The 12,798-nt window shown below is 68.3% G+C and carries 16 protein-coding genes; 10 read left to right on the top strand and 6 right to left on the bottom strand.

Annotated features, from left to right (window positions below):
* Nucleotides 1-33: 33 nt before the first annotated feature.
* The 4 genes from ACWPOC_RS22960 to ACWPOC_RS22945 all read left to right on the top strand — a co-directional run bounded on the left by ACWPOC_RS22960 (nt 34) and on the right by ACWPOC_RS22945 (nt 2,809).
* Entirely contained in the window at nt 34-891 is an 858-nt protein-coding gene (locus tag ACWPOC_RS22960) for an SDR family oxidoreductase (protein ID WP_120280093.1), read from the top strand.
* 65 nt (nt 892-956) lie between these two features.
* Nucleotides 957-1,964: a helix-turn-helix transcriptional regulator gene (locus tag ACWPOC_RS22955; RefSeq protein WP_455409373.1), complete on the top strand. Its 1,008-nt coding sequence runs from the start codon at nt 957-959 to the stop codon at nt 1,962-1,964.
* The gene (locus tag ACWPOC_RS22950) at nt 1,961-2,524 is read left to right on the top strand and encodes a dihydrofolate reductase family protein (RefSeq protein ID WP_159417720.1); all 564 of its coding nucleotides are present in this window, start codon (nt 1,961-1,963) and stop codon (nt 2,522-2,524) included. The genes ACWPOC_RS22955 and ACWPOC_RS22950 overlap by 4 nt, the downstream gene beginning before the upstream one ends.
* Nucleotides 2,525-2,587: 63 nt before the next feature.
* On the top strand, nt 2,588-2,809 hold the full coding sequence (locus ACWPOC_RS22945; protein ID WP_120280090.1) for a hypothetical protein: 222 nt from the start codon (nt 2,588-2,590) through the stop codon (nt 2,807-2,809).
* A 52-nt stretch (nt 2,810-2,861) separates the two neighbouring features.
* On the opposite strand, the gene ACWPOC_RS22940 is transcribed toward ACWPOC_RS22945, so the two are convergent.
* The 3 genes from ACWPOC_RS22940 to ACWPOC_RS22930 are packed head-to-tail and all read right to left on the bottom strand — an operon-like array spanning nt 2,862 to nt 4,922.
* Nucleotides 2,862-3,719: a polyphosphate kinase 2 family protein gene (locus ACWPOC_RS22940; RefSeq protein WP_120280089.1), complete on the bottom strand. Its 858-nt coding sequence runs from the start codon at nt 3,717-3,719 to the stop codon at nt 2,862-2,864.
* A 55-nt stretch (nt 3,720-3,774) separates the two neighbouring features.
* Nucleotides 3,775-4,134 carry a DUF4873 domain-containing protein gene (locus ACWPOC_RS22935; protein ID WP_455409372.1) on the bottom strand — a complete coding sequence of 120 codons (360 nt, stop codon included), beginning with the start codon at nt 4,132-4,134 and terminating at the stop codon, nt 3,775-3,777.
* Nucleotides 4,135-4,178: 44 nt separating this feature from the next.
* Nucleotides 4,179-4,922: a TetR/AcrR family transcriptional regulator gene (locus ACWPOC_RS22930; protein ID WP_120280087.1), complete on the bottom strand. Its 744-nt coding sequence runs from the start codon at nt 4,920-4,922 to the stop codon at nt 4,179-4,181.
* A 156-nt stretch (nt 4,923-5,078) separates the two neighbouring features.
* Between ACWPOC_RS22930 and ACWPOC_RS22925 the strand changes: the two genes are divergently transcribed.
* The 6 genes from ACWPOC_RS22925 to ACWPOC_RS22900 all read left to right on the top strand — a co-directional run bounded on the left by ACWPOC_RS22925 (nt 5,079) and on the right by ACWPOC_RS22900 (nt 10,282).
* Nucleotides 5,079-6,290 (top strand): DUF445 domain-containing protein, encoded by a 1,212-nt coding sequence (locus ACWPOC_RS22925; protein ID WP_269072781.1) that lies wholly within the window; start codon nt 5,079-5,081, stop codon nt 6,288-6,290.
* A 61-nt stretch (nt 6,291-6,351) separates the two neighbouring features.
* Nucleotides 6,352-6,828, top strand: coding sequence for a helix-turn-helix domain-containing protein (locus tag ACWPOC_RS22920; RefSeq protein ID WP_059383424.1), 477 nt, complete (start codon nt 6,352-6,354; stop codon nt 6,826-6,828).
* Entirely contained in the window at nt 6,825-7,751 is a 927-nt protein-coding gene (locus ACWPOC_RS22915; RefSeq protein ID WP_120280086.1) for a heparin-binding hemagglutinin, read from the top strand. Before ACWPOC_RS22920 ends, ACWPOC_RS22915 begins: the two co-directional genes overlap by 4 nt.
* 64 nt (nt 7,752-7,815) lie before the next feature.
* Entirely contained in the window at nt 7,816-8,106 is a 291-nt protein-coding gene (locus ACWPOC_RS22910; RefSeq protein WP_024101750.1) for a DUF2516 family protein, read from the top strand.
* A gap of 174 nt (nt 8,107-8,280) precedes the next feature.
* Nucleotides 8,281-9,204 carry an AurF N-oxygenase family protein gene (locus ACWPOC_RS22905; protein ID WP_060650655.1) on the top strand — a complete coding sequence of 308 codons (924 nt, stop codon included), beginning with the start codon at nt 8,281-8,283 and terminating at the stop codon, nt 9,202-9,204.
* A 40-nt stretch (nt 9,205-9,244) separates the two neighbouring features.
* Nucleotides 9,245-10,282, top strand: a complete 1,038-nt coding sequence (locus ACWPOC_RS22900) for an alpha/beta fold hydrolase (protein ID WP_120280085.1) — start codon at nt 9,245-9,247, stop codon at nt 10,280-10,282.
* A gap of 82 nt (nt 10,283-10,364) precedes the next feature.
* On the opposite strand, the gene purU is transcribed toward ACWPOC_RS22900, so the two are convergent.
* From purU to ACWPOC_RS22885, 3 genes are read right to left on the bottom strand one after another with little or no spacing between them, the layout of a single operon-like run.
* Entirely contained in the window at nt 10,365-11,252 is an 888-nt protein-coding gene (purU, locus tag ACWPOC_RS22895) for a formyltetrahydrofolate deformylase (RefSeq protein ID WP_006552379.1), read from the bottom strand.
* Nucleotides 11,253-11,296: 44 nt separating this feature from the next.
* Nucleotides 11,297-12,169 carry a class I SAM-dependent methyltransferase gene (locus tag ACWPOC_RS22890; RefSeq protein ID WP_120280084.1) on the bottom strand — a complete coding sequence of 291 codons (873 nt, stop codon included), beginning with the start codon at nt 12,167-12,169 and terminating at the stop codon, nt 11,297-11,299.
* Nucleotides 12,166-12,699 (bottom strand): GNAT family N-acetyltransferase, encoded by a 534-nt coding sequence (locus ACWPOC_RS22885; protein ID WP_120280083.1) that lies wholly within the window; start codon nt 12,697-12,699, stop codon nt 12,166-12,168. The genes ACWPOC_RS22890 and ACWPOC_RS22885 overlap by 4 nt, the downstream gene beginning before the upstream one ends.
* Between the last annotated feature and the right edge of the window lie 99 nt (nt 12,700-12,798).

Genomic DNA, 12,798 nt, shown 5'->3' with positions numbered 1-12,798 from the left:
AATATCGGTGCAGCCTGTGGGTATCCGGCGGCCATGAGCGAGGACCGCGAACGAGAACCACACACCATCGACTATCCGGGTGAGACCGACGAGATGGCCGAGCGCCCCACCGACGAGATGCGCGATTACGTCGGCCGCGGGTTGCTGTCCGGCCGCAAGGCCCTCGTCACGGGCGGTGACTCCGGCATCGGACGGGCGGTCGCCGTCGCCTTCGCGAAGGAAGGTGCCGACGTCGCGATCGCGTACCTCGAGGAACACCGCGACGCCGAACACACCGCCGACCTCGTGCGACGCGAGGGCCGCACATGTCACGTGATCGCGGGCGACCTCGGCGACGCGCAGCACTGCCGGGCAGTGGTGGCCGAGACGGTCGAACAACTCGGTGGCCTCGACATCCTCGTCAACAATGCCGGCACCCAGCAGCCCGTCGACGATTTCGCCGAGTTGAGCGAGGAGCAGTGGCGCCACACCTTCGCCGTGAACATCGACAGCTTCTTCCACGTGACGAAGGTGGCCCTGCCGCACCTGACGCCGGGCGGTTCCGTCATCAACACCGCATCGGTCAACGGTCTGCGCGGCAACAAGACGCTCATCGACTACTCGGCGACCAAGGGCGCGGTGATCGCCCTGACCTACTCACTCGCGCAGGCGCTGCAGGACAGGCAGATCCGCGTGAACTGCGTGGCGCCCGGACCGGTGTGGACCCCGTTGATCCCGGCGACCATGGACGCAGAGAAGGTCTCCGAGTTCGGACAGCAGGCGCCCTTCGGCCGCGCCGCGCAACCCGACGAGATCGCCCCGTCCTACGTCTTCTTCGCATCGGAGACGATGTCCTCGTACTACAGCGGTGAAGTGCTCGCCCCGCTCGGCGGCGAGACCATGCCCGGCTGACCGGGTGAGCCAGGAGAGCAAGAACGGTCGGGCGGCGGCCGGGGTCTGCGCGCGACACTGAATGCATGACCTTCGGCCGTGACCGACTCCGGGAACTGCTCGACGCCGTTCTCGACGAGAACAACGCGACCCTCGGACGGATGGCGCAGCACGCCTACGCGTCGCAGTGGCACTTCAGCCGCACCTTCGCGGTGGGCACCGGCGAGTCGCCGGTAGCGTTGCGGCGCCGGGTCATGCTCGAACGCGCCGCCTGGCAACTGCGTCACGGCAGTTCGGTCACCGATGCCGCGTTCGCCGCGGGCTACGACAGCGTCGAAGGGTTCGCCCGCGCCTTCGCCCGCGCCTACGGATATCCACCCAGCGCGGCCGCCCGGGTGCTCGGCACCGGCGGCGGTGGCAACCGGGCGCCCGCGCCCGTCGATCATTGGGCGCCCGCGCCCGTCGATCATTGGGCGCCCGCGCCCGTCGATCACTGGTTGCCCGCCCCCAACGGCGTTCACTTCCATCCGCCCACCAATCTCTGGGTCGAGGAGGACGGGCGACGGCCCACCGCGCCCGCCTACCCGGCCGCCGAGGTCCTCGCGCAGATGGTGCAGCACGATCTCGCGGACACCCGCTATCTCCTCGAGCGCGCCACCGAACTCGACGACGACGAGCGCGACCGGATCAGGTTCCCCGGACTGGTGGTTCTCGCATGGGACGGTCCCGAGGAATCCGTCTCACGTGTGCTCGGCAACCTGGTACGCGCCAAGGAGATGTGGCTGGCCTCGATGGTGGGCGCCGACCACCCCGAGGATGCGGACGACGGAATCGACTCTCTGACGGCGCGTTTCGAGGACATCGCTCCGCGCTGGGTGGAGACGATCCGCGACATCCATCGCCGTGGCGCCTGGGGTGACGTGCTCATCGACGCCCTGTGCGACCCTCCCGAGAGCTTCGTCCTCGGAGGAGTGGTCGCCCACGTCCTCACCTTCGCCGCACACCGCCGTCAACTCGCGCGGCACATGATGCGGGCGGCCGGCCTCGACGTCGATCACGGAGATCCACTCGACTGGAACAGGAGCAACTCATGACCCGGATGATCTACTACACCGCAAGCACACTGGACGGCTTCCTCGCCACCGAGGATCATTCGCTCGACTGGCTGCTCACCCGGGAGTCCGGCGACGGCGGGCCGTTCGACTACGAGAAGTTCATCGCCGGTATCGGCGCCATCGCCATGGGATCGTCCACCTACCGCTGGGTGCTCGACCATGCAGGCGAGGACAAGTGGGAGTACGACCTGCCCTGCTGGGTGTTCACGCATCGCGACGACCTGCCCGTCGCCCGGGCAGGCGACGAACCCGGCGACATCCGCTTCACGCAGAAGGACGTCCGTCAGGTCTACGACGAGATGGCCGAGGCCGCGAACGGCCGCGACCTGTGGATGGTGGGCGGCGGTGATCTCGCCGGACAGTTCGCCGAGCGCGGTCTGCTCGACGAGCTCGTCGTCTCGTTCGCACCGGTGACCATCGGTTCCGGCCGTCCACTGCTCCCGCGACACGTGGAGATGCGCCTCACCGAGCTCGGGCAGAGCGGAGAGTTCGCCGTCGTCCGCTACGAAGTGCTGAAGGACGCCACCGGCCGGTTGTGATGTGCATCACCTGCAGGTACCGTCGGCATCGAGAGGGACACACCTCGTCCGAGGAGGCCGGTCGTGAAACTCAATCTGTTCGTAGCCTGGAGCGCCTATGCGCTCGCACTCACCTCGGTCCTGATGATCGCGCTGACGATCGTCGCCGTAGGGTACGGATTCACGGGCTGGGCGATGGTCGCGGCAGTCGCGGCAGTCGTCGCGCTCGGAGCGGCATTCGGCATGGTCGCCGGAACCGTGCGTCGAGACCACAGACGGCACTACGACACCCCGCACCTGTTCTGAGGGTGGTATCCGACGCGAGTCGGTGACATCACGACTCTGCGAGTCGGTGACATCACGACTCTGCGAGTCGGCGCTTCTCCGTTTCGATGTCGAAAGTCGGCTCCGGCCAATCGAGGTCGAGGCGTTCGAACGCGTCGATGAGCAGTTCCGTCACCGCGAGGCGGCCGTACCACTTGCGGTCGCACGGTACGACGTACCAGGGCGCGTCGTCGGTGCTGGTCCGATCGAGCATGTCCTGATAGGCCTGCTGGTACTGCGGCCACAGGGCGCGCTCCGAGACATCGCTCGGGTCGTACTTCCAGTGCTTGTCGCGGCGCTCGAGGCGCTCGGCGAGGCGCTTCTTCTGCTCGTCCAACGAGACGAACATCGCGACCTTCACGATGGTCGTGCCCTCGCGGACGACTTCGCTCTCGAACCGGTTGATCTCGTCGTAGCGTCCGCGCCAGACACTCTCCGGCACCAGTGATCTCACCCGCGCGACCAGCACATCCTCGTAGTGCGACCGGTCGAAGACGCCGAGCTGGCCGTTCCGGGGGAGGGCCTTCGCGATCCGCCACAGGAAGTGGTGCCGCTTCTCCTCTTCCGTAGGCACCCCGAAGGCCCTGTGGTCGACGCCCTGCGGGTCGACGTGGCCGACGACGTGACGCACCATGCCGCCCTTCCCGGCGGTGTCCATGCCCTGCAGAATCAGCAACACCGAGCGGGTGCCGCCGGTCCGCCCCTCGGCGAACAGCATCTCCTGCAGGTCGGAGAGCACGGCACCACGTTCGGCGAGCAGACGTTCGCCGAGCGCCTTGTCGCCGTCGAATCCCGGAGTGCCGTTCGTGTCGATGTCGGCGACGCGGGTCTCGGGCGTCGCCCGGAGGGCTTCGACGATCGATGCGGGCCGGAAGACGTCGTCCTTCGTCATCCCGCCAGCGTGTCACACGCAGTCGTGATCGGGCGTGTGCCACACGCAGTGGCGATCAGGCGGGATCGACACCCTCGGTCTCGGACTCGGTCGGCAGAGGGTAGGGCGGACGCGAGACGCCGTCGACCATGTGGCTGCCCCACAGGTCGACCTCCGAGATGCGGGCAGTCGCGGCCTCGGGGGCGTCGGGCACCGTGATCGTCACGGTGGTGCCGGGAGTGGGCGAGGCGTCGGTGCCGAGGGCCTCGGCGAGCCTGCGGAGCCGGCCGCGCCACACGTGCCGGCCGAGCAGAGGGTCGAACCGGCCGGAGATCTCGACGTCGACGGCGACCGTGCGGTCGCCCACGGTGACCTCGGCGGGACCGCGGTAGCTGGGGTCGTCCTCGTCGTGCAGGTCGTCGGCGTGATCGCTCATGCCCGCACTATACGTGCAACTTCGAGTAACAGTAAAGGTGTCGGTCAGGAGGTGGCCGACGACTCGGGCAGGAGCGGATGCGGCTGCGACTTGAAGCGCACCGGGGATCCGGCGACTGCGGCGATGCCGGTCATGCCGCCCCAGATCATCATCGTCAGGTAGTCGATGAGGTCCTCGGTGGTCATCGACTTGTTCGAGATCCACCAGTGCGTCGCGAGCTGGATGCCGCCGACGATCCCGTACGCCCACGGCACGGCACCGCCCGAATCCATCTCGAGCAACCGCAGCCGTTCCCCGAGGACGGTGGCGACGAGCTCGGCGATCATCCGCTCCGAATCGGCCACCACGTCGCGTCCCGCCGACGCGCTGTTGCTCATCACGTACAGATAGACCTCGGGATCGTCGGCGACGGTCTCGACGTAGGCGGTGATCGCCTCCCGGGTGAGCTCGTACTCGTCGAGATCCTCCGCGACCGCCGCGTAGATCCGGGGAGCGAGGACCGTCTCGACGTACCGCAGCATCGTCGCGGTCGTCAGGTCGCTCTTGTCGGTGAAGTAGCGGTAGAGCACCGTCTTCGACACGCCGATCTCGGCGGCGATCTCGTCCATACCGATCTCGTGGCCGCGGGAGCGGATCGCGTTGATGGTGCCGTCCACGAGCTCTTCCCGGCGGGCGATCTTGTGCTCGTGCCAGCGCCGTTTGCGGCCGTCCTGCTTCACGGGCGGGGCGGCCTCGCTCGAGGTCGGGTTCGAAGTCGTCTGCGGTCTGCTGGACACTGTGTGGCACATCCGTTCGGTTTCGATCGTCGGCTCAGTCTACGATCCGGCCCCCCGTCCTTCAGAACTCGAGGGCGATCCGTCCGCCGAGTGCCGACTTTCGGCACAATCGATCGGGTGCAGCTCCTGACGACCGACGACGAGATCAAACGCCGAGAACTCCGCCGTATGAAGGCGGTCGCGACCGGCTTCCTCGTCGCCGCCGCGATCATCTATCTCTTCTGCCGCTGGCAGGAAACCCGCGGCGCCGGTGCATGGGTGGGTTACGTGCGCGCGGCCTCCGAGGCCGGCATGGTCGGCGCGCTCGCCGACTGGTTCGCCGTGACCGCCCTGTTCCGGCACCCACTGCGGATACCGATCCCGCACACGGCGATCATCAAGCGGAAGAAGGACCAGCTCGGCGCCAACCTGAGCTCGTTCGTCGGCAACAACTTCCTCGCACCCGAGGTGGTGTCGGCCAAGGTCGAGTCGGCGCAGATCCCGTTGCGGGTCGGTACCTGGCTCGCCGAACCCGAGAACGCCCAGCGTGTGGCCAAGGAGACGTCGACAGTCCTGCGCGGTGTGGTCGGAATCCTGCGGGAGGACGACATCCAGCAGATCATCGACCACACCATCGTCAAGCGGATCGCCGAACCGGAATGGGGACCGCCCATCGGGCGTGTCCTCACCGAACTCCTCGCCGAGAACCGCCACCTGCCGCTCGTCGACATGCTCGCCGAACGCGCGCACCAGTGGGCGCTCGGGAGCCAGGAGACCATCGACCGCGTGATCAGCCGCGACTCGCCATCGTGGTCGCCGAAGTTCGTCGACCTGCTGCTCGGCGAGAAGATCCACCGCGAACTCGTGGAGTTCACGTGGAAGGTGCGGTCGAATCCCGACCACGAGGTGCGCCTCGCGGTCAACAAGTTCCTCGCCGACTATGCCCGCGACCTGCAGAACGATCCCGTGACCATTGCCAAGGCGGAGAAGGTCAAGGCCGAGATCATGGGCCGCGACGAGATCACCGGCCTTGCCGCGGCGACCTGGCGGACGGCCAAGCGGATGATCCTCGACTCGGTGGACGACCCGAACAGCACCCTTCGTACGAAGATCGCGGAGAACGTCATGGCGTTCGGCATCCGGGTGCGTGAGGACGCCGAGTTGCGCACCAAGATCGACGGCTGGCTGCTCGACGCGGTGCGCTTCGTCGCGTCCAACTACGCCGACGAGATCACCTCCGTCATCCGCGAGACCGTCGAGCGCTGGGACGCCGAGGAGGCCAGCCGCAAGATCGAGCTCGCCGTGGGGCGCGACCTGCAGTTCATCCGCATCAACGGCACGGTGGTCGGTTCGCTCGCCGGGTTGACGATCTACGCGGTGTCGGAGTTGCTGTTCGCGTGACGACGGTCACGTGCTAGCAGAGTGCTTGCTGTAGCTAGCACTTGTCCGTAGAGTGGTCGGTGTGTCCACGGAACCAGATCCGATCGAGGGCTCGGACACGCCGGACGACAGCGCCGGACCGGGGGATATCGCCGCCCGGGTGGTCAACAACGCCGCCCAGGACATCGGCGCCTTCATCCGGTCGCAGCGCGAGGCCGCACAGGTTTCGCTCCGGCAGTTGTCGCAACTGGCCGGTGTCAGCAACCCGTACCTGAGCCAGATCGAACGGGGCCTGCGCAAGCCGTCCGCGGAAGTGCTCGCCCAGATCGCCAAGGGGTTGCGGCTCTCGGCCGAGGTTCTCTACGTACGAGCGGGGATCCTCGAGCATCGAGCGGAGAGCGCCGTGCGCGATGCGGTGCTCGTCGACACCGTTCTCACCGAGCGGCAGAAGCAGGTCCTGCTCGACATCTACGACTCGTTCTGCCGGGAGAACCAGCAGAACACCGGCGATGCCCGGCCCGACCACCCGACAGACTTCGACGAGGAGAAATCTTCATGACCGATCCCACCAGCATCCGTACCTCCCTCTACGCCGCGGTCGGTGCCGGCGACGCCGTCGTCCAGGCCGTCGCCGACCTCGTGGCCCAGGCGCGCCGACGTGCGGAGACCAACCGCAACGAGGTGGCCGAGCGGGTCGAGACCGCCCGCGACCGCTTCGCGACCCTGCCCGCCGATCTCACCGAGACCGTCGAGTCCCTCCGCGAGCGTCTCGCCGAACTCCCGGCCGAGCTGCCCGAGGAGATCGCGGACCTGCGCGAGCGTTTCAGCGCCGAGGAGCTGCGTAAGGTCGCCGAGGCGTACCTGAAGGTCGCCTCCGACCTCTACACCGCTCTCGCCGAGCGCGGTGAGGAGACCATCGAGCGTCTGCGTTCCCAGCCGGCCCTCGAGGACGGTCTCGGTCGCGCCGAAGCTGTACTCGGCGACGCCGCCGACCTCACCGAGGAAGCGCTCGGGACGGTGGCCCGCCGGACCCGCGAGGTCGGTGAGCAGGCCGCGAAGCTCGCGGGTCGCGCAGCCGGCCGCATCTCCGAGACGAGCGACGAGGTGAGCGAGGCCGTGTCCGACGCCGGCGACAAGGCCGCCGAGCGCGTCGTCGAGCTCGGTGAGCGTGCCGAGGAGACGGGCTCCGAGACCGCCGGACGGGTCGAGTCGGCCCGCGGCGAGGTCCGCGCGGCGGCCGACAAGGCTGCGGAGAAGGTCGAGTCGGTGGCCACCCCGGTCGAGCCGGTCGAGGTCACCCCGGCCAAGGCTCCGGCCAAGAAGGCTCCGGCCAAGACCCCCGCGAAGATGCCGGCCAAGACGGTTGCCGCGACGCCCGCCGCGAAGGCTCCGGCCAAGACCGCTGCCAAGACTCCGGCGAAGGCTCCGGCCAAGAAGGCCCCTGCCAAGAAGGCAGCGCCGCGCAAGACCAGCGGCTCCTGACCTGCAGCGATCGATCGGCCCTCGTGCGAACTCGCACGGGGGCCGATTCTCGTAGACTGGGGTGGTGACGAATGTCGATTCACTTGCCGGTCTGATCATCCTCGCGCTGCAGATCATCGCCATCGCCGGGGCGGGATTCGCGTTGTTCCACGTCGTGCGCCAGCCCGCCGAGGCGTTTCCGGCCGTCGACAAGCTGACCAAGCCCGTCTGGCTCGGCATCCTCGTGGCCGCGCTGCTCGTCCTCGTCGTCTTCGGCGCGGTGGGTCTGCTCGGGATCATCGCGGTTGTCGCGGTGTGCGTGTACCTCGTGGACGTCCGTCCGCGGGTCGAGGAGGTCCAGCGTCCGCGGTGGTGATCGCGGAGTCCGAGCTCCGCGGTGGTGACTGCGGAGTCCGAGTTCCGCGGTGGTGATCAGGGAGGTCCGTCGTCCTCGGTGGTAGGGCGGGTGGGCCTCCCTTTCGCTTGACAAGTGTGATCCAGATAATGACACTTCGGGTAACGGATAATTTCCGAGACGAGGTGGTCGGCGATGACGCTCCTGCGAAAGCACGACAGCCTGCCGGGTGAACATTCCACGGATCACCGGCAGGAAACCGCGCAACGCCTGCTCGATTCGTCGGCACGGCTCTCCTACGATCCCGGGCTCGAGATCGACTGGGACGCGCCGCTCGTGGACGGCAAGTACGGCATGACCCCGGAATGGTGCAGTCTCTACGGCACCGACCTGTGGGAACGCATGTCGGAGGACCAGCGCATCACCCTCACCAAGCACGAGGCCGCGAGCATCGCCGGCACCGGGATCTGGTTCGAGATGATCCTCATGCAGATGCTCGTCCGCGATCTCTACCGGCACGATCCGGCGACCCCCTACGTGCAGTTCGGGCTCACCGAGATCGCCGACGAATGCCGGCACTCGATCATGTTCGCGCGGTCGGCGCAGCGATACGGCATCCCCTCGTACCGGCCCAAGCGCTGGATCCGGGAGACCGGCCGGCTGTTCAAGGCCGTCGCGCGCGGCGCCCTCGCCTACGGCGGCACCCTGTTCGCCGAGGAGATCCTCGACATGATGCAGCGCGACTTCATGCGCGACGAGCGGGTGCAGCCCATCACCCGGACGGTGAGCCACGTCCACGTCGTGGAGGAATCGCGGCACATCCGCTACGCCCGCGAGGAGACCCGCAGGCGCTCGGCCCGGCTCGGTCGTCTCGAGCGGGCATGGATCCGGATCCACCTCGGGGTGAGCGCGTACTTCGTCGTCACCAGCCTCGTGAACGACCAGGTCTACGCCGCGGCCGGACTCGACATCGCCGAAGCGAAGAAAGCCGCGCGGGAGAACAGGCACTACCACGACAAGCTCCGCCAGGGCACTCGCCGCACGGTCGAGTTCCTCGACGAGGTGGGGTTGATCGGCGGTCCGTCCACTCTGCTTCTGCGTCGCGCGCACGTCCTGTGACGCCGCGCTGCTCCACCGAACCGACAGGAGAATCCCACCCGTGAGAAAGCCGTCCCCGACCGCGTCGATCGTCGCGGGTTCGATCGTCCTCGCTGCCGCGGCCACCACTGCCGTGCTCGTCCGGCGGCATCGTCGGACGGTCGTCCGTACCGAGGACGTCGCGCCGCACGAGCTGCTGCGCGAACCGGAACTCGAACCCGAGATCCTCGACGTCCGCGCCGAGGACGGTGCCCGGCTGAACGTGCTCGCCTACGGCGACGCGGACGCTCCCGTGCTGGTGTTCTGCCACGGCTGGACGTGCAACGCCGCGTACTGGACGCCGCAGATCAACGCGTTCGCGGAGAACTATCGGGTGGTGGTCTACGACCAGCGCGGGCACGGCGACAGCGAGGCCGGGGCGCGACCGCTGGGAGCCGACGTGCTCGCCGACGATCTCCAGACGGTCCTCGACGCCGTGGTCCGGCCCGGTTCGAAGGCCGTGCTCACCGGTCACAGCATGGGCGGGATGAGCATCATCGCGTGGGCCGAGAAGTACCCGGAGAACGTCGACCGCACGGTCGGGGGCGTGCTGCTCGCGAGCACCGGCACCGACCGGCTGGTCGCGGACTCGGCGATCGTGCCACTGCCGCAACGCTTCCCGCGGGTGCCGGTGCCCGTCGCGAGCCGGCTCATGGGTGCGACGGTTCCGCTGGCGGCGTCCCCGGTGACGACGCGGGCCCTGCGTTACGTGGCCCTGTCGCCCGGCGCGAGCGCCGCGGAGGTGCAGTTCTGCGAGAAGATCGTGCTCGGCTGCCCACCGCGCACGCGGGGCGGCTGGGGCAGGGCCCTGAGTGCCCTCGACATCCGTGAGGGCCTGTGCAATCTCACCGTGCCGACGACGGTGCTGGTCGGGACCGCCGACCGTCTCACCCCGCCCGTCCACGCCCGGCGTCTCGCCGAGGAACTCGACCGTGCGGGCAACCTCGAACGTCTCGTGGTGCTCGACGGCATCGGCCACATGAGCTCGGTCGAAGCGATCGACCGGTTCGACGAGGAGCTCGCGCACCTCGTCGAACGAGCCGGTGTGCCCGTCGGCTGAGTCGATCACTCGCACACACGAAAGACCGGTCCATCCGCTCGCGGGTGGACCGGTTCCGGGTCCGGGGTCTACTGCTGGGGATCTACCGGAAGACGACGGTCTTGCTGTCGTGCACCAGCACCCGATCCTCGAGATGCCAGCGCAGACCGCGGGAGAGGACCAGCTTCTCGACGTCACGGCCCTGACGGACCATGTCGCTCACGCTGTCGCTGTGACTGACACGGATGACGTCCTGTTCGATGATCGGGCCCGCGTCGAGTTCGGCGGTGACGTAGTGGCAGGTCGCGCCGATGAGCTTCACGCCGCGCGTGAAGGCCTGGTGGTAGGGCCGTGCGCCGATGAACGACGGCAGGAAGCTGTGGTGGATGTTGATCGCGCGGCCAGCCCAGTGCTCGCACAGCTCCTCCGGGAGCACCTGCATGAACCGGGCGAGGACCACCGCGTGCGGGTCGTGGGCGTCGACGAGCTTGCGGACCTGCTCGAAGGCCGGTCCGCGCTCGGCGGGATCCTTCGGGAACGACACGTAATGGAAGGTGATGCCGTGTCGCTGCGCGACCGGTTCGAGATCGCGATGGTTGCCGATGACCGCGCAGATCTCGGCGTCGAGTTCCCCTGCGGCGACCCGTCCGAGGATGTCGTGCAGGCAGTGCCCTTCCTTGCTGACGAGCAGTACGACGCGCTTGCGCTTGCCGGTGTCGGAGAGTGTCCATTCGGTCTGAGGGCCGATGTCGGCGGCGACACTCGCGAACTTCTCGCGCAGCTCGTCGAGGCCGAACGGGATCGACGACGCCCGAACGGCCTGCCGGGTGAAGAACCAACCGGTGTCCTGATCGGCGTGATAGGCCGCCTCGACGATCGAACCACCGACCTCCGCGAGGAAGGTCGCGATGCGGGCGACGATCCCGGTGGTGTCCGGGCAGCCCAGGGTCAGAACGTAACGTCGATCGTCGGCGGATGAGGCGAGCGTCATGCCCCGATTGTCTCAGGTGACATACGGCGTCCTACTTCCGGTCGTCAGCCCGAGACCGGAGGACGCCGGACCGTGCCTGTGGCGACGAGGGTGGTCGCGTCGATCGTGTGCAGTCCGCGAGCGGTGACCTCCTCGGCGATCTGCTGCCGCACCGACGCCACCTGCCCGGAGTCGAGCCCGGTCAGCGCCGCGCGCAGACCGGTGCCCATCACCAGCGACCAACACAACTCGTCCGTCGCCGGAAGGAGATTCGACAGCGTGCGGACCTCCACGGAATCGGTTCCGGCGTCCGCGAGCCACGTCTCGAGTGTGTCCGGCGTGTCGATCCGGTGCAGCGGTGTGCGGTCGCGCAGGGCACCGCGCTCGCGCAGTTCGGGGGAGTAGCGCGACGCGACGTCGAACACGATCGACGAGAACTCCTCCATCGCGCCGCGTCGCCAGACCGTCACGCCGGCGCGTCCGCCCTGCCGCACGAGCGAGACCAGACGCCAGAAGGTGCGGTCCATGTCCGGGAGGAAGAACACCCCGTAGGAGATCGACAGCACGTCGTAGCCGGCCTCGGGTACGTCCGACGGCGCCTCCCACTGCGAGGCGTCCGCACAGACGAATTCGATGTTCTTCAGGCCGCGGCGTTCCGCGGTCAGGCGGCCGTGTTCGAGCATCTCGTCGGCGACGTCGACGCCGTGGACGAGACCTTCGGGTCCGACGGCTGCGGCGGCGGGAAGCGCGGACGATCCCGTTCCGCAACACGCGTCGAGCACCGCCTCGCCGGGGGCGACGCCGAGCTGGAAGACCAGCGCCTGCCCGGCCGGTCCCCACACCGTCGGGGTCAGCTCGTCGAAATCCCCGCTCGCCGCGTCGAAGGTGCGTGCGGTCTCGGCGGAATCGGCCCAGGGGTTCCCGGGATCGTCGTTCATGCCTGCTCCTCGAGGGTGTAGAACGGCTCGGCGTACCGGAAGGTGCCCCGCAGCTCGGGGTCGTGTGCCGTGAGCGCCCGTGCCTGGAAGTGGGACGCCCACTCCTCGACGTCGGGGGAGATCCCGAGTTCGGCGGCGGGCACGAAACCGAAGCGGGGGTAGTAGTCGGGATGTCCGAGCAGGAGCACGATCGACTCGTCCAGGGCGTCCGCCGCACCGAGCACGGCGTGCATGAGAGCGGCGCCCACTCCGGAGCGCTGGGAATCGGGACGGACACCGAGCGGACCGAGGCCCAGGGCAGGGATGGTGCCGACGTGACCCCGGGTGGCGACGACATGGCCGACGATCGCGCCCGAGGCGTCCTCGGCCACGAGCGACAACGACGGCAGCCATGCATCACTCGCCCGCAACGACGCGACCAGGCCGGGTTCGACCGGCTCGCGACCTTCCGGGGCGAACGGCGCGAAGGCGGCGCGATGCACGTCGGCGATCGCACGGACGTCGGCGGGGAGCTCTCGACGGATCAGCACGCGATCATTGTCGTAGCCGAAGCGGCGCTGCGGTATCGATTTATCGCCGTCTGCTGTTCCTCCGGACCACCACGACGGCCACGACTGCAACGAGAAGCG

Source organism: Rhodococcus sp. 5G237, from assembly GCF_053764735.1.
The sequence above is the reverse complement of the archived record's forward strand: the minus strand, read 5'-3'. Positions and strand labels throughout refer to the sequence as shown.

Bases quoted from the DNA above. Each gene is read 5' to 3' on its own strand.
- ACWPOC_RS22935 (WP_455409372.1), bottom strand. From the start codon at position 4,134: ATGAGCGATCACGCCGACGACCTGCACGACGAGGACGACCCCAGCTAC.
- ACWPOC_RS22930 (WP_120280087.1), bottom strand. From the start codon at position 4,922: ATGTGCCACACAGTGTCCAGCAGACCGCAGACGACTTCGAACCCGACC.
- ACWPOC_RS22940 (WP_120280089.1), bottom strand. From the start codon at position 3,719: ATGACGAAGGACGACGTCTTCCGGCCCGCATCGATCGTCGAAGCCCTC.
- ACWPOC_RS22905 (WP_060650655.1), top strand. From the start codon at position 8,281: ATGACGCTCCTGCGAAAGCACGACAGCCTGCCGGGTGAACATTCCACG.
- ACWPOC_RS22890 (WP_120280084.1), bottom strand. From the start codon at position 12,169: ATGAACGACGATCCCGGGAACCCCTGGGCCGATTCCGCCGAGACCGCA.
- ACWPOC_RS22915 (WP_120280086.1), top strand. From the start codon at position 6,825: ATGACCGATCCCACCAGCATCCGTACCTCCCTCTACGCCGCGGTCGGT.
- purU (WP_006552379.1), bottom strand. From the start codon at position 11,252: ATGACGCTCGCCTCATCCGCCGACGATCGACGTTACGTTCTGACCCTG.
- ACWPOC_RS22950 (WP_159417720.1), top strand. From the start codon at position 1,961: ATGACCCGGATGATCTACTACACCGCAAGCACACTGGACGGCTTCCTC.
- ACWPOC_RS22925 (WP_269072781.1), top strand. From the start codon at position 5,079: ATGAAGGCGGTCGCGACCGGCTTCCTCGTCGCCGCCGCGATCATCTAT.
- ACWPOC_RS22955 (WP_455409373.1), top strand. From the start codon at position 957: ATGACCTTCGGCCGTGACCGACTCCGGGAACTGCTCGACGCCGTTCTC.
- ACWPOC_RS22960 (WP_120280093.1), top strand. From the start codon at position 34: ATGAGCGAGGACCGCGAACGAGAACCACACACCATCGACTATCCGGGT.